Below are 25,601 nucleotides of genomic sequence, written 5' to 3'. Positions count from 1 at the left end.
GGAAACGACAGTCGCGTGCCAGGATCCGTGGCGTGAAACGTGACCATCTCGCGCGTCAGGTCGTGGCCACCGCCCGACTCACCGGTGACTTCACCCTGCGGTCCGGCCGGATCGCCCACGAATACTTCGACAAGTATCAGTTCGAGGCGGACCCGGTGCTGCTCGACGCGCTCGCGGAGCAGATGGCCGACCTGGTGCCGGACGGGACCGAGGTGCTGGCCGGCCTGGAGATGGGCGGCATAGCGGTGGTGACCGCGCTGGGCCGCCACACCGGCCTGCCCTGCGCGTTCGTGCGCAAGACGGCGAAGTCCTACGGGACGGCCCGCCTGGCCGAGGGCGCGGCGGTGAACGGCCGGACGGTGCTCGTGGTGGAGGACGTGGTGACCTCGGGCGGGCAGGTCGTGCTCTCCACCCGGGACCTGCGCGACCTGGGCGCCCGGGTCGACGCCGCCGTCTGCGTGATCGATCGCCAGGAGGGCGGAGCGGAGGCGTTGGCCGCCGAGGGCGTCACGCTGCACGCGTTGTTCACCCGCGTGGATCTCGACCGGAGCGGGCGGACACCGGCGTCGTGACCACGGGCGGACGGTCGGGAGCGCCCGGCGAGGGGGGTGGCGGCCGGCGGCCGGCGTGGGCCGGTGGCTTCCGGGCGCTGGCCGGGGGTGGCATCGCTGTCGCGATCACGCTGGCGATCCTCGACCCGGTCCTCGACGCGCGGGACTGCCCCAACTACGGCGGGAGCGGGAACGCGAGCGCTTTCGGCGACGAGCGGTACGACCTCGCGTTCCTGCTGGTCCTCCTCGCCTGGCTGGCGGCGGTGCTGGTGGAGCAGGCGTTACCGGTGGCCTGGCGGAACCGGGGCGCGGGGGAGGTGGCGCTGCGGGCCGTCGCCGCCGTGCTGCTGGGCCTGACCGTTGCCTGTTGCCTCGCCGCGAGGCTGCTCACGGTCTGCCACTGAGGCGGCCCCGAACAGCCGGGCCGATGTGTCAGGGCAGCGGGACGACGTAGGAGTCGACGCGGGCGATGAGGCCGTCGCGGAAGGTGAACAGGTCGTTGAAGGCGAAGCGGAACGGTCCGTGGTCGACGCTGACCCCCCGACCCTCGCCGGTGGCCACGACGACCGGACCGTCCTCGTGCACCCGCTGCACGTCGAGTCGTGGGCTGCCGGTGAAGGCCGGGTTCTCGATCTCACCGTCGAACTCGGCCCGGCCCCGGGTGGTGCGGTGGCCGTGGATGACCCACTCCACGTCCTCGGTGAGCGTGGCGAGGATGCGTCGGTGGTCGCTCGCCCGGAAGCCGGCGAAATACTCGGCGACCAGGTCACGCTGGCTCGGTCGGGACATTCTCGTCACCTTTCTCGGATGGCTCGTCGTCGCGCAGGTGGGCGGCGAGGGCGTCCAGGATCGCGGCGAGCCCGCCGGCCGCCTGGTCGGTGCGGAGTGCGGGAGGTAGCCGTCGCTGGTGGACGGTGAGCTCCGTGCCGTCGCCGGCGGGCCGGATTGCGACCGTCGTGCGCAGGCCGGTGACCGGCTCGTCGAAGACGAGTTCGTGCGGTGCGGTGACGCTCACGTAGACGAAGCGGAGCCGTCGGGTCCGGCCGTCCGGCGCGCGGGTGTCCAGCGCGAACTCCCCGCCGGGACGCAGGTCGACGGTCACCGACCCGGGCGGCACGGTGGCGTGCGAGCCGCCCCAGAACGCCGCGATGCTCGCCGGCGAGGTGAAGGCCGCCCAGACCCGGTCGGGCCCGGCCGTGAGGCGGCGGTGGGCGATCAGCTCGTCGCCGTGCCGCTCGGCGCGGGCGGTCATCGCGGGTCCGTCCGTCCGCCCAGGTGGGCGTCGAGGGCGTCGAGCCGGTCGTTCCACGTCCGGCGCTGGTCGTCGATCCAGGTGCCGAGCAGCGTGAGCTGGTCGACCCGGAGCCGACACGGCCGCCGGGTGCCGTCGCGTCGTTGCTCGACCAGGCCGCAGCGCCGTAGCACCCCGACGTGGTGCGAGATCGCCTGCGGGGTCAGGTCGAACGGCTCGGCCAGCTCGCCCACGGTGGCCTCGCCGCGGGCGAGCCGGGTGACCAAGGCGCGACGCACCGGGTCGCCGAGGGCGGCGAAGGCGTGGTCGAGGTACGGATCCGAGGTGGCGGGGGAGGGCATGCCGTCACCGTACAGCAAGCGCCCGTTTGTGCAAGCATATGTTTTCCTATCGAGTTCGGCGTGGCGCCAGGTGCCGCCGGCGCGTTGGGACAGCAGGTGCCGGTTTCGCGCGCAGCGGCATCGGGCAGGTCGAGGGGACGGCGCGACACGGAGGTCGATGTGACGGAACCGGGACGGCGCAACCGACGACTGCTGGGTCTGCCGCTGCTCGCCACCGCGATGCTGGTCGGCGCGTGTGCCGACGGCGGGGGCGACGCGGGGCAGGGCCCGACCTCCACGCCTGCCCCGACACCGACGACCTCCGGCACGCCCTCGCCCTCGTCATCCGGCCGCGGGCCCGTGACGATTCCGCGGTCCGCGTTCGTCGACCTTCCCGGCGAACTGCGCAAGAGCGCCTCGCAGCCGATGGAGGTGACCGACGCCCTGCCCCGGTTGTGCGCCGAGGAGTTCGCCAGCGGCGGGCGTTCGGTCACCGCGAGCGCCGCCATGACCGCCATCTACAAGCAGCCGAAGGACCGGCCCGAGAACGTCCCCTACGGCACGCTCAACCAGACCGTCTTCGCGTTCGAGGACACCGGCGCCACGGACTATCTCCGCCGCGTCCGTGCGGCGGTGACGTCGTGCCGCAGCTTCCCGCAGTCGGAGATCACCGTCACCGTCCGGTCGGAGCCGATGGCGGGCGTGGGCGACGACGCCCTGCTGGTGACGCTGACCCGGCCGGCGACCGGCCTGGACGGCACCCGCACCGGCGGCACCACCACCAGCCAGATCACGGTGGTCCAGGTGGCGGACGCGGTGTCCGTCGTGCACGACCAGGGCTGGGAGGGCACCAGCAACAACCCCGACCTCACCGACGACTTCGCCCGCGCCACCGTCCGGAGCCTCGACTCCTGGCAGCGGTGAGACCGACCGGGCCCCAGCGACGCCGGCGCCGGCCACCCGGCGTACGAGCAGATACACGACGCCACCGGCGACCCCGACCGGAGGAGGGCCCACCGCGAGGATCGGGGGACAGACGGGTGGGCTCGCACCGGACAGAATGGGCGTCGCGGCCCGTGCCGCCGAGTGGATGGAGGACCGCCATGACCGTACGTCCGGACGTCGTCGTCCTCGGCTCCGGCGTGATCGGCCTCAGCACCGGCATCCGGCTGGCGGAGGGCGGCGCCCGGGTCCTCGTGCGCACCGCCGCGCCGCCCGCGCGGACGACCTCGGCGCTGGCCTCGGCGATGGTCGGGCCGAACCTGTCGCCGCCCGACGACCCGCAGCACGCGTGGACCGACGAGACGCTGCGGGTGCTGCGCGCCGAGCCGATGCCGGGTGTGGCGGTGCGGGACGGCACGCTCGCCGCCCGGCCCGCCGGGGCCACGCCCCCGTTCGCCGAGCGGACGCCGGGTTTCCGGCCGCTCGCCGACGACGAGCGGCCGGCCGGGTTCGGCACCGCGTTCGCCGTCCGGCTGCCCCTGGTCGACATGCCGGTCTACCTGGCATACCTCCTGGGCCGCCTCCGGGAGGCGGGCGGTGCGGTCCGCGAGGAGCCGGTCGGCTCGCTCGACGAGGCGGCGGCCCTGGCCCCGGTGGTGGTCAACTGCACCGGGCTGGCGGCGCGGGCCCTGACCGGCGATCCCGACCTGCACCCGGTGCGGGGCCCCCGGATCGTGGTGCGCAACCCCGGACTCGACCGGTTCTTCATGGAGGCGCCGATGGCGCCGACCTGGGCGTCGATCTTCCCGCACGGCGACCACGTGGTGCTCGGCGGCGCGCAGCGGCGCAGCGACGACACCACGCCCGACCCGGCCGAGGCGGCCGACATCCTCGCGCGGTGCGCCGCGATCGAGCCCGCCCTGGCCGGCGCCGAGGTGCTGGAGCACACGGTCGGGCTGCGCCCCGGCCGCGCGGCGCCCCGGGTGGAGGCGGAGCGGCGCGGCGGTGCGCTCGTCGTGCACAACTACGGTCACGCGGGCAACGGCGTGATGCTGTCCTGGGGCTGTGCCCGCGACGCCGCGGCGCTGGCCCTGGGCGCGCCGCCGGCCTAGCGGGGCGGCGGCGTCAGGAGACCGCCGCCCGCACCAGCTCCGCGAGCTTCTTCTCCACCTCCGGGCTCCACCTGGTCAGGGCGTACGCCACCGGCCAGAGGTCACCTTCGTCGAGGTTGGCCGCGTCCTGGAAACCCACGGTCGAGTAGCGGTAGTTGAACTTCCCCGAGTCCTGGAAGAAGACGACGATCTTGCCGGCCGCGTTGGCGTACGCGGGCATGCCGTACCAGGTCTTCGGCGACAGCTCCGGGGCGGCGGCGGTGATCGTCACGTGCACGCGCTCGGCCAGCTCGCGGTCGTCCGGCGCCATCTGCGCGATCCGGTCGAGCAGCGCCTGCAACTCGTCCGCCTTCTTGGCGCCCTTCTTCCCCTCGGCGCGCAGCTCGGCGGCGCGCTCCTTCATCGCGGCGCGCTCCTCGGCGCTGAAGCCCTCGGACATGTCGATTCCCCCTCGTCAACCGCGGTCCGCGTGGTGCCGACCGCTCGAGGGAAACGGTATGGCGTGGCGCCGGCCGGCCGCTTCTCGATTCCTGATCAGCTGCCCGCCCGCTGTGTCCAGCGGGCCCGCCAGGCCGGCGCGGGATCCGAACCCGGACAGGTCCAGTATTCCCGGCCGTCGATCACCCGGCCGGCCCGCACCGTCCAGAACGACGCCACGCGGTGCAGCCCCACGGCATCGTGCGGGACCTCGACCTCGGAGACCACCGAGCCCCCGTCGGCCACGATCCGGAGCACCCGGATCGACCAGCCCTCCGGATATTCCGCGTTGATCCGGACGTAGTTGTCCCGCCCCACGATCCGCTCGGCGCTGACCGGCCACTCCACCACCAGATCGTCGGCCAGCAACTCGCCGAGCCCGACCCAGTCACGGGCCTGCATCCGATCCCACAACTCCTGAACGACCTCCGTCGGCTCCATGCCGGCATCGTGGCAGGCCCCACCGACAGGCCCGCGTGCCGTCACCCGGCCGCGCGGGCCCGGGCGTGCGGCCACGGCGGCATCTCGCCCACGTCGTCGCCGTCCTCCGCGCGTACCCACCAGCCGGTGTCCTCCACGTAGTGGTCGAGCCACTGCGCCAGGCTCGGCGAATCCACCCACCAGGCCAGGTCCGGATCGCCGGGATTCGGCTCGAAGAGCAGCACCGTGCCCTCCTCGGTGCGGCAGTCGACGCACGCGTACATACCGCAACCCCAGTCGAGGATCGGCAGGACTCCCTCGGGCCAGGCCCAGTCGCTGCCCCCGTCAGCCGCGCGGGCCTCCAGATAGGAGTCGACCGCCTGCTCGTCGGTCGGTCCGTCGACGAGGCTCAGCAGCTGGTAGTCGGGCCCGAACCCGCCGTTGGCGAACTCCCGGTAGATCAGGGCCAGCAAGGGGTGCAGCGGAAATCCCAGCCTGCGCTCGGCCTCGGCGATCCGGGCGGCGGAGAGCGGCGGGGGCAGCGGCGACTCGGGCTCGTCCGCGCGAACCCGACGGGTCAGGCGGTCCAGCAGGAGCGAAGGGTCGGTCATGGTCGTCGATCATGCCGGACCGGTCCGACGGCTCGGGGCGGCACCCGGCGCCGACGTCCCCCATCGCGGGCGATGAGTTTGGCATGCTGCGGCGGTCTACCCGTCGACATCCCTGACGCGAAGGAGCACTGCGATGGCCAAGGTCATCTCCACGCTGTTCATCTCGGCCGACGGCGTCGCCGAGATCGACCCCGAGTGGCACTTCCCCTACTTCGACGACAACATGGGCCGCGCCGTGACGGAGGACTACGACACCTCCGACGTGCTGCTCATCGGGCGCGAAACCTACGACAGCTTCGCCGGCGCGTGGCCCGACCGGGAGGCCGCCGGCGGCGAGGACGCGCCGTTCGCCAAGCAGCTCGGCGACATGCGCAAGGTCGTCGTCTCCCGCCAGCCGCTGGAGTTCTCCTGGCGCAACTCGGAGCTGGTCGACGGCGACCTCGTCGACGCCGTGACCGCGCTGAAGGCCGACGCCGGCGTCAAGGGCATCCTGATCCCCGGCTCGATCTCGGTGGTGCAGCAGCTGCTCGCCGCCGGTCTGGTCGACGAACTGCGGCTGCTGATCCACCCGGTCGCGGCGCGCAAGGGCCGTCGGCTGTTCGACGAGGGCGACGGCGCCTACCACCTGCGGGTGACCGCGACCGAGGTGTTCCCGACCGGCGTGATCCGGGTGATCTACGCGCCGGCCGAGGCGCCCGGCGCGGTCGGCTACGACGACATCAAGGACCAGGTGCCGGCCGGCAGCTGACGGGTCGAGGGGGCAGCGGCCGACCGTCCCCTGTGACAAGATCCGCCGGGTGCGTCGCGGACCCCTGCTCCTGAGCGCCGCCGTGGTGTGCGTGGCCCTGCACGTCGTCGGTGTGCTGGTGGCCCGGCCGGTCTGGCGCGGCGCCGAGGTACTCGCCCTGGTGCTGCTCCTCGCGTACGCGGTCGTCGGCGGGCCCCCGGCCGGTCGGTGGCCGACGCGGACGGCGCTCGTGACGCCGGCGGCGCTGGCCCTGCTTGCCGCGGATGCGCTGCGGACCATGCCGCCGGAACCGGGTTCGGCCGACATCGGCTGGCAGGTGCTCCGGCCGGACGAGGTCCGGGTGGAGCTGACGGCCGGCTTCGACGCCGGGCTCACCGCCTGCTGGGCGATGCTTGGCGCGCTGGCCGTGCTGCTGCTCCGGTGGCGCGGCCCGGTCCCGCCCCGCTGGGTGGTCGCGGCCGGCGCGGCGGCCGCACCAGTCGTCGGGTACGCGGTCGTCCGGGTCGTCGACATCTGGCGCGACCTGGCCCCCGGCGACCCGGCCCACGCCCCCGACGTCGACGGTGCCGAACCGGTGTCCGCCGTGATCCTCGCGGTGGTGCCGTCGGTGGCCCTGGCCACCCTCGCGCTGACCCTGGCCGCCCTGCTGGCCGGGCACGGCCGGCTGTTGGCGGCGGCTGGCGCGGCCCTGCTGGCGGTGATCGCGCTGCCGTTGACCGACAGCAGCATCGGTGCCGTGCCGCTGTCCGGCTTCGCGGGCGAGGGAACCGAACTGTTCGCCTGGCACGCCATCACACCCACGTCGGCCATGCCGCAACCGGTGCCGGCGCTGACCGTGGCGGTGGAACTTACCGCGTACCTGCTGCTCGTCGTCGGCCTCCGCGGTGCGGACCGCGGCGAGCCGGCGGCGCCCTCCCTGCTGGTCGGACAGGCGGATTAGCACTGGCGGTCAGGCGGGCGCGCGGTTACGCTCCACCGCGATGACTCTCTCGTGCAGATTGGGGGCCCGGTTCGCGCAAGGTGAGTGCTGATGCGCTCCCCGGCCGCGAACGCGGAATCCCGTCTCTCCCTCTGGCTGCGGGTGCGTGAGTACGCCGTCCCGCCGTCGATGATCCAGACCGCGACCGAGCGTCGGCGGGTCGGTGACTGGGCCGGCGCCTGTGCGGCGGCGCGCGTCGACGTCGACCTGAGCCTGCACGCGGTGACCGACCGGCACGGTCGGGAGGTGGCCGCCCGGCTCCGTTCCGACCTGCGACATCTGGCGCCCGACCTGCTGCGCTGGCACCTGCCGAGGGTCGCCCCGGACGGGCTGTTGCGTCCCGGGCTGACCGTCTCGCTGGCGCGGTACGGTCCCGCCGGCGGGGCCGGCGCCGTCCACCTGGTCGCGCGGACACCGCCGTCCTGGGCGGACGCCGGGCAGCGGATCAGCCTGGCGGTGTGGAGCGGGCCCGGCGACGACGTCCGTGCCCACCCGCACCCCCGCCCCGACCGCCGCTACCGGCTGGACCTGCACCGCCACCTGTGGGACGCGCGCCGCGCCCCCGAGTTGCGGGCCCGGTCCGGCGCCGACCGGCCGGCCGACGAGGCGCCGGCGTTCGGCCCGCCGGTGCCGCCGCCGGGGTACGCGGTGCACCGGTGGCCGGACGAGGCGGCGAGGCTGCTGCGGACGGAGGACCCGGCGGGTCGGGCGGTGTCGGTGCGGCTCGGACCGCGTCGTCGGCTGCTCCTTGCCGCCGACGGAACCGGCGGATGGACCGCCCGACCGGTCCGGCCGGGCCGGGTCGCCGAGGTGCCGGCGCTGCCCGACGCGGCGACCTGGACGTCGCCCGACCTGGACCTGCTACGCCACGGGCTGATCGAGGCGGAGCGGCTGCACCCGTTGGTCGCGTCGGCGCTGGCCCCGGAGAGCCGACCCGTCCCCGCGGTCGCCGGTCCGCCCGCGGACCCGCCCGGCCTGGTGACCTGCCGAGGTGCCCGGCATCGGATAGCCCTGGTCGACGGGGTCCTCACGGCACTGGACCACGACCCGGCGGAGATCCGCCGGGAGGAACTGCTCGCCGCGCTGACCGGCACGCCGCTGCCCTGCCTGCGGGCCGTCGACGAGGCGCACCGCCGTCCCGGGTCCCTCCCGGAGATCCGGGCGCGCCTGGACCACGGCGACCTGGCCGGCGCGGTGGCGACCGTCGAGGCGCTGCTCGGGCCGGACGCGCTGCTGCGCCCCGGCGAGCTGAGGACCGAACTGGAGACCGCCGCGCTGCGGCGGATCACGCACGGGCTGTTCCGGGCCGGACTGGCCGGGCACTGCCCGCCGCCCTCCGCGCGGGACCGGCGGCGGACCGCCCCGGCGCGACGCTCCCGCCCCCGCCACGCCCACGCCCGCTGACCCCGGCCGCGACCCGGCCCCGACGACCCCGGTGATGCCCATGCCTGCTCGCTCCACCCTGCCCGCCCGTCCACAGTCGACGCAGCTCGACGTCGCCGCCGACCTGCTCACCCTGCTCGGTGACACCGCCACCGAGCCGCGCCCCGATCCGCAACTGGAGGCGCTGACCCTCGCCGTGGCGGCCGACCTGCCGGTGCTGCTCTGGGGCGCCCCCGGCATCGGCAAGACGGCCGCGCTGACCCAGCTCGCCGCCGCGCTGGACCTGCCGCTGACCACCGTCATCGCCAGCGTGCACGAGCCGTCCGACTTCGCCGGACTGCCGGTGGTCGGCGACGACCCGGCGACCCAGGGCGTGCCGATGGCGCCACCGGACTGGGCGGTCCGCCTGGTCCGCGCCGGCCGGGGGCTGCTGTTCCTGGACGAGCTGTCCACCGCCCCGCCGGCGGTGCAGGCGGCCCTGCTCCGCCTCGTCCTCGAACGGCGCGTCGGCAGCCTGCGCCTGCCACCGGAGGTCCGGATCGTGGCCGCCGCCAACCCCCGCAGCGCGGCCGCGGACGGCTGGGAACTGAGCCCGCCGCTGGCCAACCGCTTCGTGCACCTGCAGTGGAGCCACGACCACGAGGTCGTCGTCCGGGGTCTCGGCGGGACGTGGCCCCGCGCCACGATGCCCCGGCTCGACCCGGCGCGGCTGACCGACGCCGTCGGGTACGCCCGGCGGGCGGTGTGCGGTCTGTTGTCGACGCGCCCCACGCTGGTGCACCGGCTGCCCACCAGCGAGGCCGGGCGCGGCGGCGCGTGGCCGTCGCCGCGCAGTTGGGAGATGGCGCTGCGGTTGATCGCCTTCGCGGAGGCCGCGGGCACCTCCCGGGACGTGCTGTCCACCCTGGTCCGGGGTGCCGTCGGGGACGGTCCGGGGCTGGAGCTGCTGGCCAGCCTGGACCGGATGGACCTGCCCGACCCCGAGGAACTGCTGGCCGACCCCGCCGCCGCCGTCCTGCCCGAGCGGGGAGACCTGCGCCAGGCGGTGCTGGACGCCGTGGTGGAGGCGGTCCGCCGACGCCCGGACCGGTCCCGCTGGGACGCGGCCTGGACGGTGCTCGGCCGGGCGGTGGAGACCGGCGCGCCGGACCTGGTGGTCGTCCCGGCGACCACGCTGGCCAGGCTGCGCCGTGAGGACTGGGACGTGCCGGCGGTGATCGACCGGGTCATGCCCGTGGCGTCGCTGGCCCGACGGGCCGACGAGACGGCCGAGCGGGTCGCGGCGACCACCGGAGCCAGCCGATGACCGCCACGGCGACGGTCCTGGACCGGGACAAGCTGCTCACCGCGCGCCTCTACGCCGCGCGGGCCCGCCCCTACCTCGCGACGGCGCTGTTCGCGCTGCACGTGGTCGAGTCCCGACGCGTCCCCACCATGGCCGTGGACCGGCACTGGCGGTGCTACGTCTCACCGCTGTTCGTGGACCGGACGCCGGTCGAGGACCTCGCCGGCGTGTGGGTGCACGAGGTGTCCCACCTGCTGCGGGACCACCACGGTCGAGGCGACCGGGTGGTCCGGGAGCAGGGGCTGACCGGGCCGGCGGAGCGGCTGCGGATCAACATCGCCGCGGACTGCGAGATCAACGACGACGCGTACGGCGACGGGCTGGTCAAGCCCGAGGGCGCCGTCGAACCCCGCAGCCTGCGGCTGCCCGACGGCGAGCTGATGGAGGAGTACCTGCGGCAGTTCCGGCTCGGGCCGCTCACCCAGCACCTGGCCTGGTTGGACTGCGGCAGCGGCGCCGACGGTCTCGACCGGGAGTGGGACCTGGGGCCGGACGGCGCGCACGGGCTGACCGAGCAGGAACGGGACGCCGTGCGGTTTCGCGTCGCCGAGGGCATCACCGGCCGCCCCGGGACCGCGCCCCGGGGGTGGCGACGGTGGGCGGAGGAGGTGTTCCATCCGCCGCAGCCCTGGCGGGAGCTTCTGGGCGCCGCCGTCCGGTCGGCGGTCTCCGCCTCCGGCGCGGGCGACGACTACACCTACGGCCGCCCGTCGCGGCGGTCCACCGGCGTCAGCGGAGTTGTCCTGCCGGCGCTGCGCCGCCGACCGCCACGCGTCTGCGTCGTCGTCGACACCTCCGGTTCGGTCAGCGACAGCGAGCTGGGCAGCGCGCTGCTGGAGGTCACCGCGATCGCGCGCGCCGTCGGCGGCCGGCGGGACCTGGTGAGCGTGCTGCCCTGTGACGCCGCCGCCGACCGGGTGCTGGCGCTGTGCCGGGCCGAGGACCTTCCGCTGGTCGGTGGCGGGGGCACGGACCTGCGTGCCGGTTTCGCCCGGGCGCTGCGGGACAGCCGCCGCCCCGACGTCGTCGTCGTGCTGACCGACGGGCAGACGCCGTGGCCCGCCGCGCGGCCGGCCTGCCGGACGGTCGTGGGCCTGTTTCCCCGGCAGACGCGGTGGAGCGAACACACCGACCGGGTGCCGACGTCGCCGCCGGACTGGGCCCGGGTGGTCACCATCGGCGCGACGTCGCGGTGACGGCGCCGGTCAGGCGGTGGACTCCAGCTCGTCGAAGGCCATGTTCCACCAGGACTCCGGGTCGGCGAACGCCGCCGGGTCGACCGTGCGCAGGTCCTCCCGGATCGCCGCCGCCCGGGCGGCCCGCTCCCGCCCGCCCGGGTCGGTCGCGATGAGCTGCCCCAACCGGTAGAGGAACTCCACGAACGCGGCGAAGGTGCGGTTCACCGTCTCCAGGTTGGGCGTGTCCAGGTCGAGCAGGAGCACCTCGCCGGTGCCCGCGTCCAGGCAGAACAGCAGCGCGGGATCCTCCGGGGAGCAGCCCAGCACGACGTACGGGCGGGGGCCCTGGTCGCCCAGCTCGATCGCCAGGGTGGAGAACAGCTCGACGTCGGGGACCGTGACGTCCACGGTGAACAGGATCGGCACCTCGACCGGGAGCGCGCCGTCGGGCGGGAAGACCTCCGGGCCGAGCGGCCCGAGGACGGCGTCGAAGCGCTGGTCGGGGAAGTAGACGACGCCCCGCTCACCCCAGAGCGCGGTGAGCTGCTCGCGGGTGACGGTCACGGCTGTGCCCCGTCGTCCTCGTCCGCCTCGTCGAGCAGGCCCTGCCGGTGCAGGAACGCGTACCACTGGTCGTCGTCGGTGACCAGCTCGGCGTAGCCGGGGCCGAGGACGTAGTAGTGCACGAACGAGTCGAGGTCGGGGGCCAGCTCCGCGAAGGCGTCGCCCATGAACCACTCGGTGCCGGTCGGGGGGAAGTACCAGACCGCGCCGGTGGCGCGCTCCAGGAAGATCGGCTCGTCGCTGCGGGTGCCGACGACCAGCCAGCCGGCCTTGTCCTGGGGGATGGGGGAGAAGTCGGGCGCGTAGTCGAGGAAGTATTGCACCGCGGCCAGCCGGCCGGACGACGCCAGCTCGATCGCGCCGGCCCGCAGGCCGTCGGCGACGAGCAGGAACTCGCGCAGGCCGGTCGGCAGCTCCGCCGGCACCTCACCCTCGTCGGCCGGGTCGCCGATCTGCGCGTACGCGAGACTGGCCGGCTCCTCCTCGGCCAGGTCGGCGCGGAGTTCGTCGAGCAGCTGCGCAAGATCGGGAGTCAATCCACTACCTCTATTCGGATCGGGGTCCCGTCCGGCAGATTCTGGATCTGCCCCCAGATCTGGGAGCCGATGTCTGTGTTGGTTCTACCATGCAGCAGCTTGAGGTTGTCGACGGTGTCCGGCCCGCCGAGCTGCAGTTCCCACACGTGGTCGGGGTGGTAGTCGCTGAGTCGTTGGCTGAGCCGGTTGGCGAGGTCCTTGTCGTGCGGCCAGTACTTGTCCCAGATCTTCTGCCGGATCCGCTCCTTGTAGCCGTCGGTGATGCTCTTGTCCCGCTGGACCGGGTTGGTGGCCTTGTAGAGCTTGCCCTCGTCGCTGAGCTTCTTGAGCGCCGCCATCTTGCGCCGGAACTGGGCGGTGGCGTGGAAGTCGCGGCGCTCCACGCGCACGACCCTGGTGGGCAGGTTGTGGTTCGGCCCGGTGACCCGGACGATCGGCTTCTCCAGCTTCTCGACCGCCTTGCGGACGATCCTGCCGGCAGCCGGCTTCGCGGCGGCGCCCCGGCCGCGTCTCGGGCTAGGCATCGAGCAGCCGGCCGATGACCTGGTCGATCAGCGCGCCGACGATCTCCCGGGTGATCACCTGGAAGATCGGGATCTCGGCCAGCGACGCCCCGAACGTGACCACGGCGGTGGCGATCGCCTGGGCCACCTCGAAGGCGAGGATCGCCAGCTGCACGATCACCGCGATCTTCAACGCCAGCACGATCGCCGCGCAGATGATCAGCCCGGCGCCGAGCAGCACGGCCGCCGGCATGCTGTCGTGCAGCACCAGCGGCCCGTTCTGCTCGCCGCCCCACCACTTCTGGAACGCGGCCACCGCCGGCCCCACGTTCTGCGTCCACACCTGTGCCGCCGCCGCGTCCGCCTCACCGGCCGCCGCCCCGATCCGGCCGGCGAACTCGATCCACGCCTGGCCCATCTCGAAGAGCTTCACCTCGTCGGCCTCCGGCCAGGTGTAGCCGATCCAGCCGAGCGCGGTGATCAGCTCACCGGGCAGTTGCAGTCCCACCGGTCACCCCAACCCGTCGGCCAGCGACCGCATGGTGCCCGCGCCGTCGTCGTCGACCTTCTCGTACGCGTCGGCCATGCCGGTGATGTCGGCGCCGGCGGAGGTGAACTCGTCCGTCGCCATTCCCACGCAGTCGACGATGTAGTTGGCCACCTCGGTGTAGGCGATGCCGATGAGCGAGCCGATGTCGTCGGCGCCCCACGGCTCGCCGTAGCCCCGCATCCGCGCCTCGAACGCCTCCAGCTCGCCGGAGAAGCGGGTGGCGAGGTCGGCGACGCCCTTGCCGGCGGCCCGGATCAGCGGCGGGTGCACCTCGAACCCGTCGCCGCTCACCGCTGCGTCCCCCGCGCCAGCCGCTCCTGCGCCTCGGTGAGCGCGTCGAGGAACGACCCGAGTCGGGGCACCGCGGTGTCCCGCACCTCCCGCAACTGCTCGCGCAGCTGCGACATGTCCGCCACCTGCGGTGCCGGCGTGGTACGCAACCCGTCGATCGCCGCGTTGACCGCGGTGACGACGTGCGCGGTCAACTCCTCGGAGCCGAGCCGCATCAGCCGCGGCTCGACGTGCAGCGACCGGAGCCGGCCGTCCGGCCCCATCTCCGCGCGGACCTGGCCGTCGGCGGCCTCGCCGACGGCCGGTGTGTCCGCGTCGTCGCCGGGCGGCGGGCCGACCGTCCGAAGTGCCGCCATCGTCGCGTCGAGCATGCGGGTGAAGTCGCCGCTCATCGAAGGATCCGCAGTCATGAGCCCTCCCCAAGGCCGAACGTCCCGAGCGTAACCGAGGCGGACATACCGCTCGGTCCCGCGCGGTACCGGCCGTCCGTCCTACCGTCACCGGCGTGAACCCTCCGGCCCGCAGGAGCGGACAACAGGGTGACACGTCCCCACTCGCCGAGAGGCCGCACATGAGAAGACCGAGACGGTCGACCGAGGTCGACGTCGGTGCCATGACGGACGCGGCGGTCATCGCCCGGTCCGTGCGGGAGCCGGAGAGCTTCGGCGCGATCTTCGACCGGCACGCGCCGCACATCCACCGCTACCTGGCCCGCCGGCTCGGCGCGACGGCCGCCGACGACCTGGTCGGGGAGACGTTCCTGGCCGCCTTCCGCCGCCGGGACCGCTACGACACCGACTGCCCGAACGCCCGCCCCTGGCTCTACGGGATCGCCACCAACCTGGTCGCGCAGCAGCGGCGGACCGAGGAGCGCGAGTACCGGCTGTGGCAGGTGTACCCGCCGGCGTCGGCCGATGCGTCACCGGCCGACCGGATCGCCGTCGAGGTGAGCGCGCGGTCGTTGCGCCGCCGGCTCCTCGACGCGCTGGCCGCGCTCGCCGACGGGGACCGCGACGTGCTGCTGCTCGTCGCCTGGGAGGACCTGACGTACGAGGAGGTCGCCACCGCGCTGGCGATTCCGGTCGGGACCGTGCGGTCCCGACTCCACCGGGCCCGCCGGCTGCTCCGCGACCGGCTCGGCGGCGATCCGGCCGACACCATCGAGGAGGTACTGAGCAATGGATGAGATGCGACTGCTCCAGCGGCTCGGCGAGGAGACCGGGCTGCCCGGCGCGGACCGGCTCGGCGCCGCGCGTACCCGGCTGGTGGGCGCGATGACCGCGACGGAGGCCGTGCCCGCGCCGGCTCGCCGGAAGCGGCCGGCCTGGCGGCTGGTCCTCACCGGCGTGGCGACGGCGGGCGTCGCGGCCTCCCTGGCGGCGGTGCTGGTGCTGGCCCCCGAGGGGGTCGGCGGCGACACCCCGCCCGCCCGGGCCGAGGCCGGGCAGGTCCTGCGCAACGCGGCCGCCGCCGCGCTGCGGGTGCCCGATGTGGAACCCCGCCCGGACCAGTTCGTCTACCTGCGCAAGCAGGACGGCCCGGCCCTGTGGGAGAGCTGGGTGTCGGTGGACGGGACCCGGGACGGGTTGGCCGTCGAGTACCGGGGGACCGGCCGCGAGCAGTACGTGCTCCCGGGGTGCCGCGACGGCCGCGTGCAGATGTACAAGGGCGGCCGGCCCCTGCCAGGCACCGAGCGGTGCGTCCCGGCGCCCGCCTACGATCCGGCGATGCCGACCGACCCGGTGGCCATGCGGGCCTACCTGGAGAAGCACCGCAGCGGTGAGCCCGGTGACGTCAACGCCGCCGCCAAGGACGTGCTCGACCTGGCCGGGGGCCGCTACCTGCGACCGCGTTCCCGGGCCGCGCTCTTCGAGGCCGCCGCGGCGACGCCCGGGCTGGAGGTCGTGGCGGACGCCCGGGACGGTGCGGGCCGCACCGGCATCGGTGTGCGCTGGCCGTCGACGGGCCGCGTCCCGGCCTCGATGGTGCTGGTGTTCGACCCGCGGACCTACGCCTTCCTCGGCGTCGGTGGCGACGCCGGTACCTCCGCGACGCTGGCCGTCGCGGTGGTGGACCGGGTGGGTCAGAAGGGCTGAGCACCCCGGCGCCGGGCGGGCCGCGACGGCGGTCCGCCCGGCGCCGTGCCCGCTCAGTCGAGCAGCGCCAGGAGCGCGTGCAGGGCCGGGTTGGTGCTCTCCGCCGGCCAGGCCAATCCGACGTCCACAGTGGGCGTCGGGGCGGTGAACCGGCGCAGCCGCACGCCGGGCAGCCGCAACGCCCGGGCCCGACCGGCCGGCACGGCCGCGACCACGTCGCCCTGCGCCACCGCGCGCAGCAACTGCTCGTCGTCCGGCTCCTGCCGGACCAGCCGGAAGCCGCCGCGCGGCCACACCTGCGCGATGGTCCGGTCGAACATGCCCGGCCCGTTCTCCCGGGGCCACATCACCGCCGGCAGGTCGACCACCTCGGCGCGGCCGATCCGGCGGCGGCCGGCGGCCAGGGGATGACCGGCCGGCAGCGCCAGCACCAGTTCCTCGGTGTCGACCGTGCGGCAGGCCAGTGCCGGTTCGTCGACCGGGGGACGGACGAACGCCGCGTCCAGCCGGCCGGCGAGCAGCCCGGCGACGTTCGGGGCGGTCCAGGCCGTCTCGGCGACCACCTCGACGTCCGGGTGGGCGGCCCGGAAGCGGGCGACCAGCGCGTCCACCCGGCCGCCGCGCGCCGAACGGGTGTACGCCAGCCGCAGCCGCCCGCCCCGGCCGCGTACCAGGTCACGGATGCGGGCGGCGGCGGCGTCCACGTCGGCGAGCATCCGGGCGGCCTCGTCGGCGACCCGGGCGCCCACCTCGGTCAGCGTGCAGCCCCGGCTGGTGCGGTGCACCAGCGGCACGCCGAGCTGCCGCTCCAGGGCCCGGATCTGCTGGCTGAGCGCGGGCTGGGCGATGCCCAGCCGGGCCGCCGCGCGGGTGAAGTGCCGTTCGTCGGCGAGCACCACGAAGGAGCGCAGCCGGCGCAGGTCCGACCAGGCGCCCGGGGTCTCCGCCACGCCGCCAGCATAAGCGCCGCTTATCGCCGGCTCCCCGATTCGTCTTGGACCGGACGCCCACCGGGCGGTCACCATCGGCGGAACACCGACGGTACGGGCGACGGGAGCGGACGATGACGACAGCGGACGTGGTGGTGGTCGGCGGCGGGGTCGTCGGGATGACGACGGCGCTCACCCTTCAGCGGCGGGGCGCCCGGGTCACCGTGCTGACCGCGCACGACCCGGCGGACATCGTGTCCGCGGTGGCCGCCGCCGTCTGGTACCCGAGCCACACCGACGAGGACCCCCGGGTGCTGCGCTGGGCCCGTGACACCCACGCCGAGTTGCGCCGCCAGGCGGTCGACGGCGTGCCGGGGGTGGTCGACCGGCCCACCCGGATGTGGCTGCGCCACCCGTACGACGGGCCGCCGTGGTGGGCGGACGCCTGCGGTGACCTGGTGGCCGAGCCGGCCCGGCCCCCGTACACCACGCTGTTGCGCTTCACCGCCCCGACGGTGGAGATGAACCGATACCTGACCTGGCTGTACCGGCAGGTGGAGAACGGTGGCGGGCGGATCGTCCGCCGCCCGGTGGACACGCTCGCGGAGGCGTACGAGGTCGCGCCGGTGGTGGTCAACGCGACCGGCCTGGCCGCCGGCCGGCTCGCCGACGACCCGGCGGTCCATCCGGTCCGCGGGCACGTGCTGCTGGTGGCGAACCCCGGCCTGACCGTCTCGGTCCGCGACGAGGACGACCCGGCCGGCATCACCTACGTGCACCCGCGCCGCCACGACGTGGTGCTCGGCGGCACGTACGAACCCGGGGTGGCGCACACCCGGCCCGACCCGGGGACGGCGGCGGCGATCCGGCGTCGCTGCGTCGCGCTGGTGCCCCGGCTGGCCGACGCGCCGGTGCTGGGGGAGCGGATCGGGCTGCGGCCGGCGCGGCACGGCGGGCCACGGGTCGAGGTGGACCCGGCGGACGGGCGGCTGGTGCACGCCTACGGGCACGGCGGGGCGGGGGTGACGCTCTCCTGGGGGTGCGCGGCCGAGGTGGCGGACCTGGCCCTGTCGGCCGGAGCGGAAACGGGACCGGGGAGCGCCGACCGTCCGGCTCCCCGGCGCCAACCGGCTTGACGACGTCGGTGAGATCAGGTCAGCTGCTCGGCCAGCCCGACGACGATGCCGCTCGGCCCGCGCAGGTAGCAGAGCAGGAAGACGTCCTCGAAACGCGTCACCTCACCGACGAGTTCGGCGCCGTGCGGGCGGAGACGGGCGAGCGTTTCCTCGATGTCGTCGACGGCGAACATGACGCGGTGCAGGCCCAGCGTGTTCGCCGGGGCGACACTCGGCTCCGGGATGATCGCCGTCGGGGAGTGGTATCGCACCAGTTCGAGCTTGCCGGGCGCGTCCGGGATCCGCATCATCGCGATCTCGCTCCGCATGTCGTCGAGTCCGACGACCCGTCCCGCCCAGCTCCCGTCGATCGGCATCCGGCCTTCCAGCTCCATGCCGAGCGCGGTGAAGAAGGCGATCGCGGCGTCGAGGTCGTCCACGACGATGCCGACGTTGTCCATGCGCTGAATCGTCATGCCTGCGAGGGTAGGACGACGGGTGACCCGGGTTCGGGATGTGCACGCGCGCCGACCAGCCGTCGGACGGTGGTCACCGCTCCAGGACGGTGGGCCAGTCCGTGGCCGTGACCGCTCGCCGGTCGAGGACTGCCTGGCCAGATCCGGGGCACCATGGGTTGACGGAGCGGACGTTAACCTCAGCCGGTGTTCGCCCGCCGTGCCGCCCTGGCCGCCATCGCCGCCCTGACGACCGTCCACATCGCGTACACGGTCGTCGCGCTCTCGAACTACAGCTTCCGGATCGGCCTGGTCACCCACGACGGCGCCGGCTTCGTGGCGGAGTTGCTCGACCACCTGGTGCCGTTGCGTGAGCTGCTGCCCGCCATGGTCGGCCTGCTGCTGCTCACGCTGCTCGTCACGTTCGCCGCCGTCGGCACGTGGGCGGTCCGCCGGCCGGTCCGGACCGCCGGGGAGCGGTCGCCCGCGGCCGGGTGGACGGCCCTCGCCGCGGTGCTGCTCAACCCGCTCGCGCTCGGGTGGTACAGGTTCGCCCTGTCGAACGGCGCCGACTACATGCGTACCGTCCAGCCGGCGACGGTCCTGCTGATGGTCGCCGCCTGCGCGGCCACCGTCGTCGCTCTGGGGAACCTCGCCCGCACCGTCCGCCGGTGATGCCGGTGCGGTGGGCGCTCACCGCTCGAGAACGGTGAGCCATTCCGCGGCGCGTGGACGGTAGCCGTGCAGCTCGAAGAGCCCGCGCACGATCGCCGGCACGTGCCCGGCACCGTAGACGATCGCCACGTCGATGCGTTCCTCCGACCGGCTACGGATCAGCTCGGACAGGGCGGCGAGGAGCCGCTCGTCGCGTGCGCCGCCGAACGCGCGCTCGGCGTGTTCGGTGAACTCGTGGTCGGCGTACCGCTCGTCGGTGGGCGACGGCAGGTCACTCATCTCGATCTCGGGCGAGAGCAGCCGCCTGGTGCCGCCGAAGAACTGGATCACGGTCACCACCGGGATCATCAGCCACATCTGGAGGCGGTACCGCAGCGGCATCGCCCGCCAGCCCTGGGCGAACTCCGCCGCCGTCACGTCCGGGTTGAGCACCTCGACGCCGAGAGACGCGTACGGGATCGGGTCGGTCACCAGGCCGGAGCGCCGGTTGGCCGGCATGGCCCGGTAGGTGAGCGTCAACGCCGAGCCGAGAGCCGACCGGCCGCCGATGCCCTCGACGACGAGCAGGTCGCACCCGCGGAGCCGCTTCGTCACCGCCGCGTAGAACGCCGGACTCGCCACGTGGAGCATCGGGAACACCAGGAACTGCAACTGGCTGCCGGGACGGCGCAGACGGAGCACGGCGGACCGGGTGCCGACGACGCTGTGTTCGATGATCTGCATGCCTGCCCCCGTGGCGTCGGCTGCTGTTGTCGGCAGGGTAGGGCGGCCCGGCAACCCGTCGCGTGTGCGGCCGGCCGGCGGCGCGGCCTCGACCGGTCAGGAATCGAGAAGCCTCGGGCGGGTGGGCGGGCCTAGCGTTTCCGGCACGGGCGTCCCCGCCGGGGAGGCCACCGGCGAGAGGCCACCATCCATGGACACGCGCATCCGTCAGCTGCACCGCTGGTTCTCCGTCGCCTTCACCGTGACCGTCGTGATCACCTTCGTCGCGCTGGCCCGGAAGGACCCGATCGTGTGGGTCTCCTACGTGCCGCTGCTCCCGCTCGCCCTGCTTCTGGCCAGCGGCCTCTACCTGTTCGCGCTGCCGTACCTGCGGCGCCGCCGTACGGCCGCGCGTACGCGCTGACCTGGGGGGTTACCGAGGCCGGTCGGCGGGCATCACAGGCTGATGGACCAGAAGGTGATGGTGTTCGCCCCGGCCCCGCTGTTGACCGTGACCATCGAGCAGCAGGCCGGCGCGACCGAGCTGCATCTGCACCCGGGTGGGCAGGGGGTGTGGCAGACCCGGATGATCGCGGCGCTCGGCGTGCCGGTGACGATGTGCGTCGGTCTCGGCGGCGAGGTCGGCGACGCGGTCCGCAAGCTGCTCGACGACGAGGACGTGACGGTCCGCGTGGTCCGGCGGGAGTCGGGCACCGGCTGGTACGTGCACGACCGGCGCGACGGCGAGCGGACCGAGATCGCCGAGCACCCGGGAGCGCCGATGGTGCGCCACGACATCGACGAGCTGTACACCGTGACGCTGACCGAAGGGCTGCGCGCACCGGTCAGCGTGCTCAGCGGCCCCGCCGACCCGCAGGTGGTGGACCCGGACATCTACCGCCGGCTGGCCGCCGACCTGACCGCCAACGGTGGGACCGTGGTGGCGGACCTGTCCGGCCCGTACCTGGAGGCGGTGCTCGACGGCGGCGTGACCGTGCTCAAGGTCAGCCACGAGGAACTGCTCGACGACGGGCTGGCCACCGACGACAGCGTCGAGGCGCTGCGCGACGCCGGCCGCCGGTGCCAGGAGCGGGGCGCGAGGTTCGTCCTGATCAGTCGCGCCGGGGAACCGGCGCTGGCGCTGCTCGACGACGGCGAGGCGCTGCTGGTGCACGCGCCGCCGCTGGAGCTGGCCGACCACCGGGGCGCCGGCGACTCGATGACCGCCGGCGTGGCCGCGGTGCTGGCCCGCGGCGGTGACATGCGGGAGGCGCTGCCCGTCGGCGCCGCCGCCGGTGCGCTCAACGTGACCCGCCACGGACTGGGCACCGGCCGGGCCGAGGCGGTGCGGGAACTCGCCGGCCGGGTCCGGCTGACCCCGCTGGAGGGCGGCGACGATGACCGGTGACCGGCCGGCCCGGGTGCTGGTGACCAACGACGACGGCGTGCACGCCCCCGGCATCCGGGAACTGGCCCGGGCCGCCCACGAGCGCGGGCTCGACGTGGTGGTCGCCGCGCCGCAGGCCGAGGCGAGCGGGATGAGCGCGGCGCTGTCCGCGGTCACCGACGACGGGCGGCTGGTCTTCACCGGCACGGAGCTGGACGGGCTGCCCGACGTGCCGGCGTACGCGGTCGCCGCGTCCCCGGCGTACATCGCGGTGCTGGCCGGGCTCGGCGTGTTCGGGCCGGCCCCGGACGTGCTGCTGTCCGGCATCAACCGGGGCGCCAACGCGGGCCACGCGATCCTGCACTCGGGCACCGTCGGCGCGGCGCTGACCGCCGGCAACAGCGGCATCCGGGCGTTGGCCGTCTCGCTGGACGTGCTCACCCCGGCGGCGGCGAGCGCCGGCAGCGGCGGCGCGGCGATCGCGGTGCTCGACACCGTGGACGACGAGTCCCGGCACTGGTCCACCGCCGCCGAGCTGGCCGCCACGCTGCTGCCCTGGCTGCTCGACGCCGACCCCGGCACGGTGCTCAACCTGAACGTTCCCGACCTCCCGGCCGACCAGGTGGCCGGGCTGCGGCAGGCGACCCTGGCCCCGTTCGGCCAGGTGCAGGTGTCCGTCGCCGAGCGTGGCGAGGGCTTCGTGCGGACGGCGGTGGAGGAGAACGCGACGCGGGCCGTCCCGGGCACCGACCTGGCGTGGCTGGCCGACGGCTACGCCGCGGTGACCGCCGTGCGGGCGCTGGGCCACCTGCCCAAGGTGGAACTGCCGATCGACAGGTGAAAGGCCCCGCCACCGGTCGACGGTGGCGGGGCCAGGGGTCGGTCACTCGTCGGCGGCCCGCTCGCGGTCGGCCTCGGCGTCGGCGGCCCCGACCGGGGTGCCGTCGCTGTCCCGGGTGGCCGCGGACAGGTCCACGTCGGCGCCGGCCCGGGCGGCGTCGGCTGCCGCGTCGTCCGCGCCGACGACCTCGCCGCCGCCGGTCTCGCCGTCGTCGGGCACCAGCCGCCCGGCGGCGGCCAGCCCGATCGGTGCGTACCTGGGGTCGGTCATCTCGTCCTCCTCACCGGTGCTCCTGACTCTGCGGTACCCCGGGACGGGAGGTGGCACACCGTCCCGGCCGGGGCGGTGGCGTGGGTCAGGACGACGGCAGCCCGGACGTCTGGTCGGTGCCGGCCGACGGCTCCGGCGCACCTCGGCTGCTGCTGCCCGGCGCGGAGTCGCCGTCCCCGCTGACCTGACGGCCGGCCGCCAGCAGCAGCCCGGCCACGGCCAGGACCACCCCGGCGCCGGCCGCCCACCCGGGCAGGTCCACCGGGACGCCCAGGTAGACGGTGATGCCGAGGATCCGGGACAACCCCCACGGCAGCAGTGCAATCTGGTCGTTCCACACGGTCAGCGCCCGTTCCGCGCCGACCGACGCGACCAGCCCGGCGAGCACCGCCAGCGGCACCCCGGCGGCGGTGAGCGTCCGCCCCGCGGCGCGGCGGCGGGCCAGCCCGTAGCGGTCGCGCAGCACCACGGCGGTCGCCACGAACAGCCAGCAGAACGCCGCCACCGCCACGGTCAGGTAGACCGCGCGGCGGGCCGGCGCGGTCCAGAACACGAACCAGTAGCGGCCCGGTCCGCGCCCGGCCAGCACCGCCAGCAGCAGGGCGCTGCGCAGCACCGCCACCCCGCCGAGCACCGCCCACAGGTGGAAGGGGTCCCGCCGGCCCACCGCCAGCCGGGCGACCAGCGCGAACAGCGCCCACCCGCCGAGCGTGACCAGCAGGTGCGCGGGCGCGGCGAACCAGGTGAACGCCAGCCGGCTCCCCACCAGCACCACCGCCGGCGCGAGCCAGACCAGCACCCGGTCCAGCCGGGACGCCGGCGCCGGGAACGCGCCCAGCCGCCACGGGCGCAGCGCGCCGAGCAGCAGGGCCCGGGCCGCAACGCCGCCCGGCCCGCGCCCCCGCAGACCCCACCCCACCACGACCGCGACCAGGACCAGCAGCGCCCGCGCCACCCAGGCCATCGCCGGGTCGCGGTCCGCCCGCTGCGCGCCGAGGTCGGCCGCGGTGAAGCGGTACGCCGGCAGGTCGAGGTCCCCGCCGTAGCGCTGCCGGTGGTGGTCCCGCGCCTCCCGGTACGCGTCGGCGGCCGACCGCCAGCGCGCGTACGCGGCGTCGGCGCCGGTGTCCAGCCACTGCGCGTGCCGCAGCACCATGGCCCGGTACGCGCCGAGCGTGACGAACAGGTCCACCTGGTAGTCGAGCGTGTCGACGAACCGCTGCCGCAGGCCGGCGTCCCGCCACGTGGCCGGGTCGGTCGCGGCCACCAGGTCGCGCATCCGCCGGGCCGTGGCGACGGCCTCGTCGCCCTCGGCGACCGCCGCGTCGACCCGGTCGCGGGCGACCGCGTAGATGCTGTCCAGGGCGGCGGAGTCACCGGTCGGGATGTCCCACTCGAAGATCCACATCATCGGCGGCGGTTCCAGCCCGAGGGCCCGCACCGACGTGTCCGCGTACGGGCCGACGTAGAGGCCCGTGGTGACCGCGGCCCGCGACAGCGCCATCGCCTGCCCGATCGCCGCCACGGTGGCCGGGTCGGCGGAGAACGTCCGGTACGCCCACTCCGCGGTCACCTGGGCCGGGTCGGTGTCCGGGTCCCAGGCCAGCCGCGCCACCGCGTCCGTGTTCAGGTCGTAGAGCTGCCAGAAGCCGGTGCGCAGGTAGAGCGACATCGGCCCGGCGCGCAGCGGACCGCCGTCCTGGGTCCAGTTCCACACGCCCTCGACGCGCGGGTTCGCGGCGAGGAACGCGCGCAGCGCGTCGCGGTGCAGCGGGCCGAGGTCGTTGGGCAGCGCGCCGAACCCCTCGAACTCGCGCCGGGCCTGGAACTCCACGATCCGCCGGTGCGCGCCGCCGAGCAGCGTGGTGTTCAACGGCAGGTGGCTGTAGAAGTCCCCGAGCGTGTACTTGGTGGACACGATCAGGTGCGGGTCGTCGAACCCGCCCAGCACCTCGGCGTACGCGTCGGGGTTGGTGTGCAGGTCGCCGACCGCGCCGACGCCGACCGTCCAGGTCCGGAAGATGATCTCCTTGCCGGCCGGTCCCGCCGTGTCGAGCAGCGCCCGCAGCATGGCGCGGACGCCGGCGGGCGTGGTGACCGCGAGCTTCGACGTGTAGTCCCAGCCGCTGCCGGCGTAGACCTCGCCGCCCTCGCCGATGCGGACCATCAGGCCGGCGACGAACGGCATGCTCTCGAACAGCTCGGTCAGCCCGGCCCGGTAGACGTCCCAGAGTCGGGAGTCGGTGGTGTCCAGCCCGCCCACCGTCCTGCTCAGGTACGCCTCCAGTGGCGGCGAGACCGCGAGCATGTCGGTGAGCAGGAAGACCCGCAGCCCCATCTCGTCGGCGTACCGGAAGACCGGGCCGAACGCCGCGACCATGGCCCGGGCCCGGTCGACGTGCGGGTCCCCGGCCGGGTAGACGGCGTGCCCGTCGCCGACGCCGGCGAACGTGACGTACTCCAGGAAGCCCGGCACCACGACGCCGTTGTAGCCCCGCGCGACGGCGTGGTCGACGAACTGCCGGAACTGGGCGTCGATCCGGGCCACCGCGGCGGCGTCCACCCAGGGGGCCCGGGGCAGCAGTGCCGGGGCGACCACGTCGGTGTTCAGGCTGTAGTCGTCGCCGGCCGCGAACGCCGCCGGATCCGGTTCGCGGCCGACCGACCCGGCGTCGGTCAACCGCAGCCCCAGGCGGGGCGCGACCGGGCGGCCCGTCTCCGCCGCCGGCAGCACGTCAGCGCCGGAGCGGATCCGGTCGGCCAGCCGGTAGAGCCCGGCCGTGACGCCCGCGAGGTCGCCGGTGACGGTCAACTCCGCGCGCCGCACACCGATCCGGTACGACTCCGGCGCGTCGCCGGCACGCAGCTCCGCCCGGAGCGTGGTCACCGCCGACGTGTTCCTCGCGCCTGGGCCGGTGGTCGGCGCGGGCGGCGTGCTCGCCGGATCCGGGCGGGTACTCGGCCCGGTGGTCGGCGCGGGTGGCACGACCCGGTCCGGTGCGGTCCAGGTGACGGTGGGGCGGGGACGGCCCCGTGCGGACAGCGCGTCCGCCACGGCTGCGGCGGCCTTACGCGCGCGGACGTGGTCGGGCACCACGATCGAGGACAGCGGCGGCGGCGGCACGGCCGGCCGGAGCGGCGCTGCCACGACCGTCTCCCGTGGCACGTCGGCAGGGGTGTGGCTCAGCCCCAATGCGTCGTCGACACCCCAGGCCACGCCCGCGCCGAGCAGCACCGCCACAGCGGCGGCCACCAACGCGTACGGACTCCGAACCCGAGCCACGCTCGCATACTAGTGCCGACCGCCCGCGGTCCTCGCGCCCGAACTCGTCGATCTTGGACTTGTGGTGCCTCGGATGCCCCCTTCGC

Annotated in this window: 33 protein-coding genes; 16 read left to right on the top strand and 17 right to left on the bottom strand. The window is 74.8% G+C overall.

Annotated features, from left to right (window positions below):
• Positions 1 to 32: 32 nt before the first annotated feature.
• Both pyrE and GA0070622_RS23815 read left to right on the top strand, forming a co-directional pair.
• The gene (gene pyrE, locus GA0070622_RS23820) at positions 33 to 572 is read left to right on the top strand and encodes an orotate phosphoribosyltransferase (protein ID WP_245666776.1); all 540 of its coding nucleotides are present in this window, start codon (positions 33 to 35) and stop codon (positions 570 to 572) included.
• The gene (locus GA0070622_RS23815; RefSeq protein WP_091578883.1) at positions 569 to 955 is read left to right on the top strand and encodes a hypothetical protein; all 387 of its coding nucleotides are present in this window, start codon (positions 569 to 571) and stop codon (positions 953 to 955) included. The genes pyrE and GA0070622_RS23815 overlap by 4 nt, the downstream gene beginning before the upstream one ends.
• A 28-nt stretch (positions 956 to 983) precedes the next feature.
• Here the strand turns inward: GA0070622_RS23815 and GA0070622_RS23810 are convergent, their stop codons facing one another.
• The 3 genes from GA0070622_RS23810 to GA0070622_RS23800 are packed head-to-tail and all read right to left on the bottom strand — an operon-like array spanning position 984 to position 2,144.
• The gene (locus tag GA0070622_RS23810; RefSeq protein ID WP_091578880.1) at positions 984 to 1,340 is read right to left on the bottom strand and encodes a nuclear transport factor 2 family protein; all 357 of its coding nucleotides are present in this window, start codon (positions 1,338 to 1,340) and stop codon (positions 984 to 986) included.
• A complete protein-coding gene (locus GA0070622_RS23805; RefSeq protein ID WP_091578878.1) occupies positions 1,318 to 1,803 on the bottom strand; it encodes an SRPBCC family protein in 486 nt (161 codons plus the stop codon). The genes GA0070622_RS23810 and GA0070622_RS23805 overlap by 23 nt, the downstream gene beginning before the upstream one ends.
• Positions 1,800 to 2,144 carry an ArsR/SmtB family transcription factor gene (locus GA0070622_RS23800; protein ID WP_091583841.1) on the bottom strand — a complete coding sequence of 115 codons (345 nt, stop codon included), beginning with the start codon at positions 2,142 to 2,144 and terminating at the stop codon, positions 1,800 to 1,802. Before GA0070622_RS23800 ends, GA0070622_RS23805 begins: the two co-directional genes overlap by 4 nt.
• A gap of 159 nt (positions 2,145 to 2,303) precedes the next feature.
• Between GA0070622_RS23800 and GA0070622_RS23795 the strand changes: the two genes are divergently transcribed.
• On the top strand, positions 2,304 to 3,047 hold the full coding sequence (locus GA0070622_RS23795; protein WP_245666774.1) for a hypothetical protein: 744 nt from the start codon (positions 2,304 to 2,306) through the stop codon (positions 3,045 to 3,047).
• A gap of 179 nt (positions 3,048 to 3,226) precedes the next feature.
• Positions 3,227 to 4,177: an FAD-dependent oxidoreductase gene (locus tag GA0070622_RS23790; RefSeq protein WP_091578875.1), complete on the top strand. Its 951-nt coding sequence runs from the start codon at positions 3,227 to 3,229 to the stop codon at positions 4,175 to 4,177.
• Positions 4,178 to 4,190: 13 nt separating this feature from the next.
• On the opposite strand, the gene GA0070622_RS23785 is transcribed toward GA0070622_RS23790, so the two are convergent.
• The 3 genes from GA0070622_RS23785 to GA0070622_RS23775 all read right to left on the bottom strand — a co-directional run bounded on the left by GA0070622_RS23785 (position 4,191) and on the right by GA0070622_RS23775 (position 5,685).
• Positions 4,191 to 4,616 (bottom strand): iron chaperone, encoded by a 426-nt coding sequence (locus GA0070622_RS23785; RefSeq protein WP_091578872.1) that lies wholly within the window; start codon positions 4,614 to 4,616, stop codon positions 4,191 to 4,193.
• 95 nt (positions 4,617 to 4,711) lie between these two features.
• Positions 4,712 to 5,095 carry a nuclear transport factor 2 family protein gene (locus GA0070622_RS23780; protein ID WP_091578869.1) on the bottom strand — a complete coding sequence of 128 codons (384 nt, stop codon included), beginning with the start codon at positions 5,093 to 5,095 and terminating at the stop codon, positions 4,712 to 4,714.
• 41 nt (positions 5,096 to 5,136) lie between these two features.
• The gene (locus tag GA0070622_RS23775) at positions 5,137 to 5,685 is read right to left on the bottom strand and encodes an SMI1/KNR4 family protein (protein ID WP_091578866.1); all 549 of its coding nucleotides are present in this window, start codon (positions 5,683 to 5,685) and stop codon (positions 5,137 to 5,139) included.
• Positions 5,686 to 5,818: 133 nt separating this feature from the next.
• Here GA0070622_RS23775 and GA0070622_RS23770 point away from each other — a divergent pair, with 133 nt between their 5' ends.
• The 5 genes from GA0070622_RS23770 (at position 5,819) to GA0070622_RS23750 (ending at position 11,336) form a co-directional block, all read left to right on the top strand.
• Complete coding sequence (locus GA0070622_RS23770; RefSeq protein ID WP_091578864.1) at positions 5,819 to 6,433, top strand: dihydrofolate reductase family protein; 615 nt, start codon at positions 5,819 to 5,821, stop codon at positions 6,431 to 6,433.
• Between the two features lie 49 nt (positions 6,434 to 6,482).
• Positions 6,483 to 7,373 (top strand): hypothetical protein, encoded by an 891-nt coding sequence (locus GA0070622_RS23765; RefSeq protein ID WP_091578861.1) that lies wholly within the window; start codon positions 6,483 to 6,485, stop codon positions 7,371 to 7,373.
• Positions 7,374 to 7,463: 90 nt separating this feature from the next.
• Positions 7,464 to 8,816: a hypothetical protein gene (locus GA0070622_RS23760; RefSeq protein ID WP_091583835.1), complete on the top strand. Its 1,353-nt coding sequence runs from the start codon at positions 7,464 to 7,466 to the stop codon at positions 8,814 to 8,816.
• Between the two features lie 40 nt (positions 8,817 to 8,856).
• Complete coding sequence (locus GA0070622_RS23755; protein WP_218060636.1) at positions 8,857 to 10,101, top strand: AAA family ATPase; 1,245 nt, start codon at positions 8,857 to 8,859, stop codon at positions 10,099 to 10,101.
• Positions 10,098 to 11,336 (top strand): vWA domain-containing protein, encoded by a 1,239-nt coding sequence (locus GA0070622_RS23750; RefSeq protein ID WP_091578855.1) that lies wholly within the window; start codon positions 10,098 to 10,100, stop codon positions 11,334 to 11,336. Before GA0070622_RS23755 ends, GA0070622_RS23750 begins: the two co-directional genes overlap by 4 nt.
• A gap of 9 nt (positions 11,337 to 11,345) precedes the next feature.
• Here the strand turns inward: GA0070622_RS23750 and GA0070622_RS23745 are convergent, their stop codons facing one another.
• From GA0070622_RS23745 to GA0070622_RS23720, 6 genes are read right to left on the bottom strand one after another with little or no spacing between them, the layout of a single operon-like run.
• Positions 11,346 to 11,882, bottom strand: coding sequence for an SUKH-4 family immunity protein (locus tag GA0070622_RS23745; protein ID WP_091578852.1), 537 nt, complete (start codon positions 11,880 to 11,882; stop codon positions 11,346 to 11,348).
• Entirely contained in the window at positions 11,879 to 12,418 is a 540-nt protein-coding gene (locus GA0070622_RS23740; RefSeq protein ID WP_091578850.1) for an SUKH-4 family immunity protein, read from the bottom strand. The genes GA0070622_RS23745 and GA0070622_RS23740 overlap by 4 nt, the downstream gene beginning before the upstream one ends.
• Positions 12,415 to 12,942 carry an endonuclease gene (locus GA0070622_RS23735; protein ID WP_091578848.1) on the bottom strand — a complete coding sequence of 176 codons (528 nt, stop codon included), beginning with the start codon at positions 12,940 to 12,942 and terminating at the stop codon, positions 12,415 to 12,417. Before GA0070622_RS23735 ends, GA0070622_RS23740 begins: the two co-directional genes overlap by 4 nt.
• Positions 12,935 to 13,429, bottom strand: coding sequence for a WXG100-like domain-containing protein (locus GA0070622_RS23730; RefSeq protein ID WP_091578845.1), 495 nt, complete (start codon positions 13,427 to 13,429; stop codon positions 12,935 to 12,937). The genes GA0070622_RS23735 and GA0070622_RS23730 overlap by 8 nt, the downstream gene beginning before the upstream one ends.
• Positions 13,430 to 13,432: 3 nt before the next feature.
• Positions 13,433 to 13,762: a hypothetical protein gene (locus tag GA0070622_RS23725; protein WP_091578842.1), complete on the bottom strand. Its 330-nt coding sequence runs from the start codon at positions 13,760 to 13,762 to the stop codon at positions 13,433 to 13,435.
• Positions 13,759 to 14,172 (bottom strand): YbaB/EbfC family nucleoid-associated protein, encoded by a 414-nt coding sequence (locus tag GA0070622_RS23720; RefSeq protein ID WP_091578840.1) that lies wholly within the window; start codon positions 14,170 to 14,172, stop codon positions 13,759 to 13,761. Before GA0070622_RS23720 ends, GA0070622_RS23725 begins: the two co-directional genes overlap by 4 nt.
• Positions 14,173 to 14,333: 161 nt before the next feature.
• Here GA0070622_RS23720 and GA0070622_RS23715 point away from each other — a divergent pair, with 161 nt between their 5' ends.
• Positions 14,334 to 14,948 carry an RNA polymerase sigma factor gene (locus GA0070622_RS23715; RefSeq protein ID WP_091578837.1) on the top strand — a complete coding sequence of 205 codons (615 nt, stop codon included), beginning with the start codon at positions 14,334 to 14,336 and terminating at the stop codon, positions 14,946 to 14,948.
• Entirely contained in the window at positions 14,941 to 15,858 is a 918-nt protein-coding gene (locus GA0070622_RS23710; RefSeq protein WP_091578834.1) for a CU044_5270 family protein, read from the top strand. Before GA0070622_RS23715 ends, GA0070622_RS23710 begins: the two co-directional genes overlap by 8 nt.
• A gap of 53 nt (positions 15,859 to 15,911) precedes the next feature.
• Here GA0070622_RS23710 and GA0070622_RS23705 read toward each other — a convergent pair whose 3' ends face one another.
• Positions 15,912 to 16,808, bottom strand: a complete 897-nt coding sequence (locus GA0070622_RS23705) for a LysR family transcriptional regulator (protein WP_245666772.1) — start codon at positions 16,806 to 16,808, stop codon at positions 15,912 to 15,914.
• A 113-nt stretch (positions 16,809 to 16,921) separates the two neighbouring features.
• Between GA0070622_RS23705 and GA0070622_RS23700 the strand changes: the two genes are divergently transcribed.
• Entirely contained in the window at positions 16,922 to 17,923 is a 1,002-nt protein-coding gene (locus GA0070622_RS23700) for an FAD-dependent oxidoreductase (RefSeq protein ID WP_091578830.1), read from the top strand.
• Positions 17,924 to 17,937: 14 nt separating this feature from the next.
• Here GA0070622_RS23700 and GA0070622_RS23695 read toward each other — a convergent pair whose 3' ends face one another.
• Entirely contained in the window at positions 17,938 to 18,378 is a 441-nt protein-coding gene (locus tag GA0070622_RS23695) for a VOC family protein (RefSeq protein WP_091578827.1), read from the bottom strand.
• A gap of 186 nt (positions 18,379 to 18,564) precedes the next feature.
• On the opposite strand from GA0070622_RS23695, the gene GA0070622_RS23690 reads away from it, so the two are divergent.
• Entirely contained in the window at positions 18,565 to 19,032 is a 468-nt protein-coding gene (locus GA0070622_RS23690; protein ID WP_091578824.1) for a hypothetical protein, read from the top strand.
• An 18-nt stretch (positions 19,033 to 19,050) separates the two neighbouring features.
• On the opposite strand, the gene GA0070622_RS23685 is transcribed toward GA0070622_RS23690, so the two are convergent.
• Positions 19,051 to 19,755, bottom strand: coding sequence for a hypothetical protein (locus GA0070622_RS23685; RefSeq protein WP_091578822.1), 705 nt, complete (start codon positions 19,753 to 19,755; stop codon positions 19,051 to 19,053).
• 190 nt (positions 19,756 to 19,945) lie between these two features.
• On the opposite strand from GA0070622_RS23685, the gene GA0070622_RS23680 reads away from it, so the two are divergent.
• The 3 genes from GA0070622_RS23680 to surE are packed head-to-tail and all read left to right on the top strand — an operon-like array spanning position 19,946 to position 21,962.
• Complete coding sequence (locus GA0070622_RS23680) at positions 19,946 to 20,158, top strand: hypothetical protein (RefSeq protein WP_091578819.1); 213 nt, start codon at positions 19,946 to 19,948, stop codon at positions 20,156 to 20,158.
• Positions 20,159 to 20,200: 42 nt separating this feature from the next.
• Positions 20,201 to 21,142 (top strand): 1-phosphofructokinase family hexose kinase, encoded by a 942-nt coding sequence (locus tag GA0070622_RS23675; RefSeq protein ID WP_245666770.1) that lies wholly within the window; start codon positions 20,201 to 20,203, stop codon positions 21,140 to 21,142.
• Complete coding sequence (gene surE / locus GA0070622_RS23670; RefSeq protein ID WP_091578817.1) at positions 21,132 to 21,962, top strand: 5'/3'-nucleotidase SurE; 831 nt, start codon at positions 21,132 to 21,134, stop codon at positions 21,960 to 21,962. Before GA0070622_RS23675 ends, surE begins: the two co-directional genes overlap by 11 nt.
• Before the next feature lie 42 nt (positions 21,963 to 22,004).
• Here surE and GA0070622_RS23665 read toward each other — a convergent pair whose 3' ends face one another.
• Together GA0070622_RS23665 and GA0070622_RS23660 are read right to left on the bottom strand one after the other, a co-directional pair.
• Positions 22,005 to 22,232, bottom strand: coding sequence for a hypothetical protein (locus GA0070622_RS23665; RefSeq protein WP_091578815.1), 228 nt, complete (start codon positions 22,230 to 22,232; stop codon positions 22,005 to 22,007).
• Positions 22,233 to 22,317: 85 nt separating this feature from the next.
• Positions 22,318 to 25,515 carry a hypothetical protein gene (locus GA0070622_RS23660; protein ID WP_141684618.1) on the bottom strand — a complete coding sequence of 1,066 codons (3,198 nt, stop codon included), beginning with the start codon at positions 25,513 to 25,515 and terminating at the stop codon, positions 22,318 to 22,320.
• Between the last annotated feature and the right edge of the window lie 86 nt (positions 25,516 to 25,601).

The organism is Micromonospora sediminicola (assembly GCF_900089585.1).
GTDB classification, from domain to species: Bacteria; Actinomycetota; Actinomycetes; order Mycobacteriales; family Micromonosporaceae; genus Micromonospora; species Micromonospora sediminicola.
This window is presented reverse-complemented; position numbering and strand designations above follow the sequence as displayed.

What these genes read in the sequence shown, in the direction of transcription:
- GA0070622_RS23810 (WP_091578880.1), bottom strand. Translation starts at nt 1,340, where the DNA reads ATGTCCCGACCGAGCCAGCGTGACCTGGTCGCCGAGTATTTCGCCGGC.
- GA0070622_RS23805 (WP_091578878.1), bottom strand. Translation starts at nt 1,803, where the DNA reads ATGACCGCCCGCGCCGAGCGGCACGGCGACGAGCTGATCGCCCACCGC.
- GA0070622_RS23800 (WP_091583841.1), bottom strand. Translation starts at nt 2,144, where the DNA reads ATGCCCTCCCCCGCCACCTCGGATCCGTACCTCGACCACGCCTTCGCC.
- GA0070622_RS23790 (WP_091578875.1), top strand. Translation starts at nt 3,227, where the DNA reads ATGACCGTACGTCCGGACGTCGTCGTCCTCGGCTCCGGCGTGATCGGC.
- GA0070622_RS23785 (WP_091578872.1), bottom strand. Translation starts at nt 4,616, where the DNA reads ATGTCCGAGGGCTTCAGCGCCGAGGAGCGCGCCGCGATGAAGGAGCGC.
- GA0070622_RS23780 (WP_091578869.1), bottom strand. Translation starts at nt 5,095, where the DNA reads ATGGAGCCGACGGAGGTCGTTCAGGAGTTGTGGGATCGGATGCAGGCC.
- GA0070622_RS23775 (WP_091578866.1), bottom strand. Translation starts at nt 5,685, where the DNA reads ATGACCGACCCTTCGCTCCTGCTGGACCGCCTGACCCGTCGGGTTCGC.
- GA0070622_RS23770 (WP_091578864.1), top strand. Translation starts at nt 5,819, where the DNA reads ATGGCCAAGGTCATCTCCACGCTGTTCATCTCGGCCGACGGCGTCGCC.
- GA0070622_RS23760 (WP_091583835.1), top strand. Translation starts at nt 7,464, where the DNA reads ATGCGCTCCCCGGCCGCGAACGCGGAATCCCGTCTCTCCCTCTGGCTG.
- GA0070622_RS23755 (WP_218060636.1), top strand. Translation starts at nt 8,857, where the DNA reads ATGCCTGCTCGCTCCACCCTGCCCGCCCGTCCACAGTCGACGCAGCTC.
- GA0070622_RS23750 (WP_091578855.1), top strand. Translation starts at nt 10,098, where the DNA reads ATGACCGCCACGGCGACGGTCCTGGACCGGGACAAGCTGCTCACCGCG.
- GA0070622_RS23735 (WP_091578848.1), bottom strand. Translation starts at nt 12,942, where the DNA reads ATGCCTAGCCCGAGACGCGGCCGGGGCGCCGCCGCGAAGCCGGCTGCC.
- GA0070622_RS23720 (WP_091578840.1), bottom strand. Translation starts at nt 14,172, where the DNA reads ATGACTGCGGATCCTTCGATGAGCGGCGACTTCACCCGCATGCTCGAC.
- GA0070622_RS23715 (WP_091578837.1), top strand. Translation starts at nt 14,334, where the DNA reads ATGAGAAGACCGAGACGGTCGACCGAGGTCGACGTCGGTGCCATGACG.
- GA0070622_RS23710 (WP_091578834.1), top strand. Translation starts at nt 14,941, where the DNA reads ATGGATGAGATGCGACTGCTCCAGCGGCTCGGCGAGGAGACCGGGCTG.
- GA0070622_RS23700 (WP_091578830.1), top strand. Translation starts at nt 16,922, where the DNA reads ATGACGACAGCGGACGTGGTGGTGGTCGGCGGCGGGGTCGTCGGGATG.
- GA0070622_RS23695 (WP_091578827.1), bottom strand. Translation starts at nt 18,378, where the DNA reads ATGACGATTCAGCGCATGGACAACGTCGGCATCGTCGTGGACGACCTC.
- GA0070622_RS23685 (WP_091578822.1), bottom strand. Translation starts at nt 19,755, where the DNA reads ATGCAGATCATCGAACACAGCGTCGTCGGCACCCGGTCCGCCGTGCTC.
- GA0070622_RS23680 (WP_091578819.1), top strand. Translation starts at nt 19,946, where the DNA reads ATGGACACGCGCATCCGTCAGCTGCACCGCTGGTTCTCCGTCGCCTTC.
- GA0070622_RS23675 (WP_245666770.1), top strand. Translation starts at nt 20,201, where the DNA reads ATGGACCAGAAGGTGATGGTGTTCGCCCCGGCCCCGCTGTTGACCGTG.
- surE (WP_091578817.1), top strand. Translation starts at nt 21,132, where the DNA reads ATGACCGGTGACCGGCCGGCCCGGGTGCTGGTGACCAACGACGACGGC.
- GA0070622_RS23665 (WP_091578815.1), bottom strand. Translation starts at nt 22,232, where the DNA reads ATGACCGACCCCAGGTACGCACCGATCGGGCTGGCCGCCGCCGGGCGG.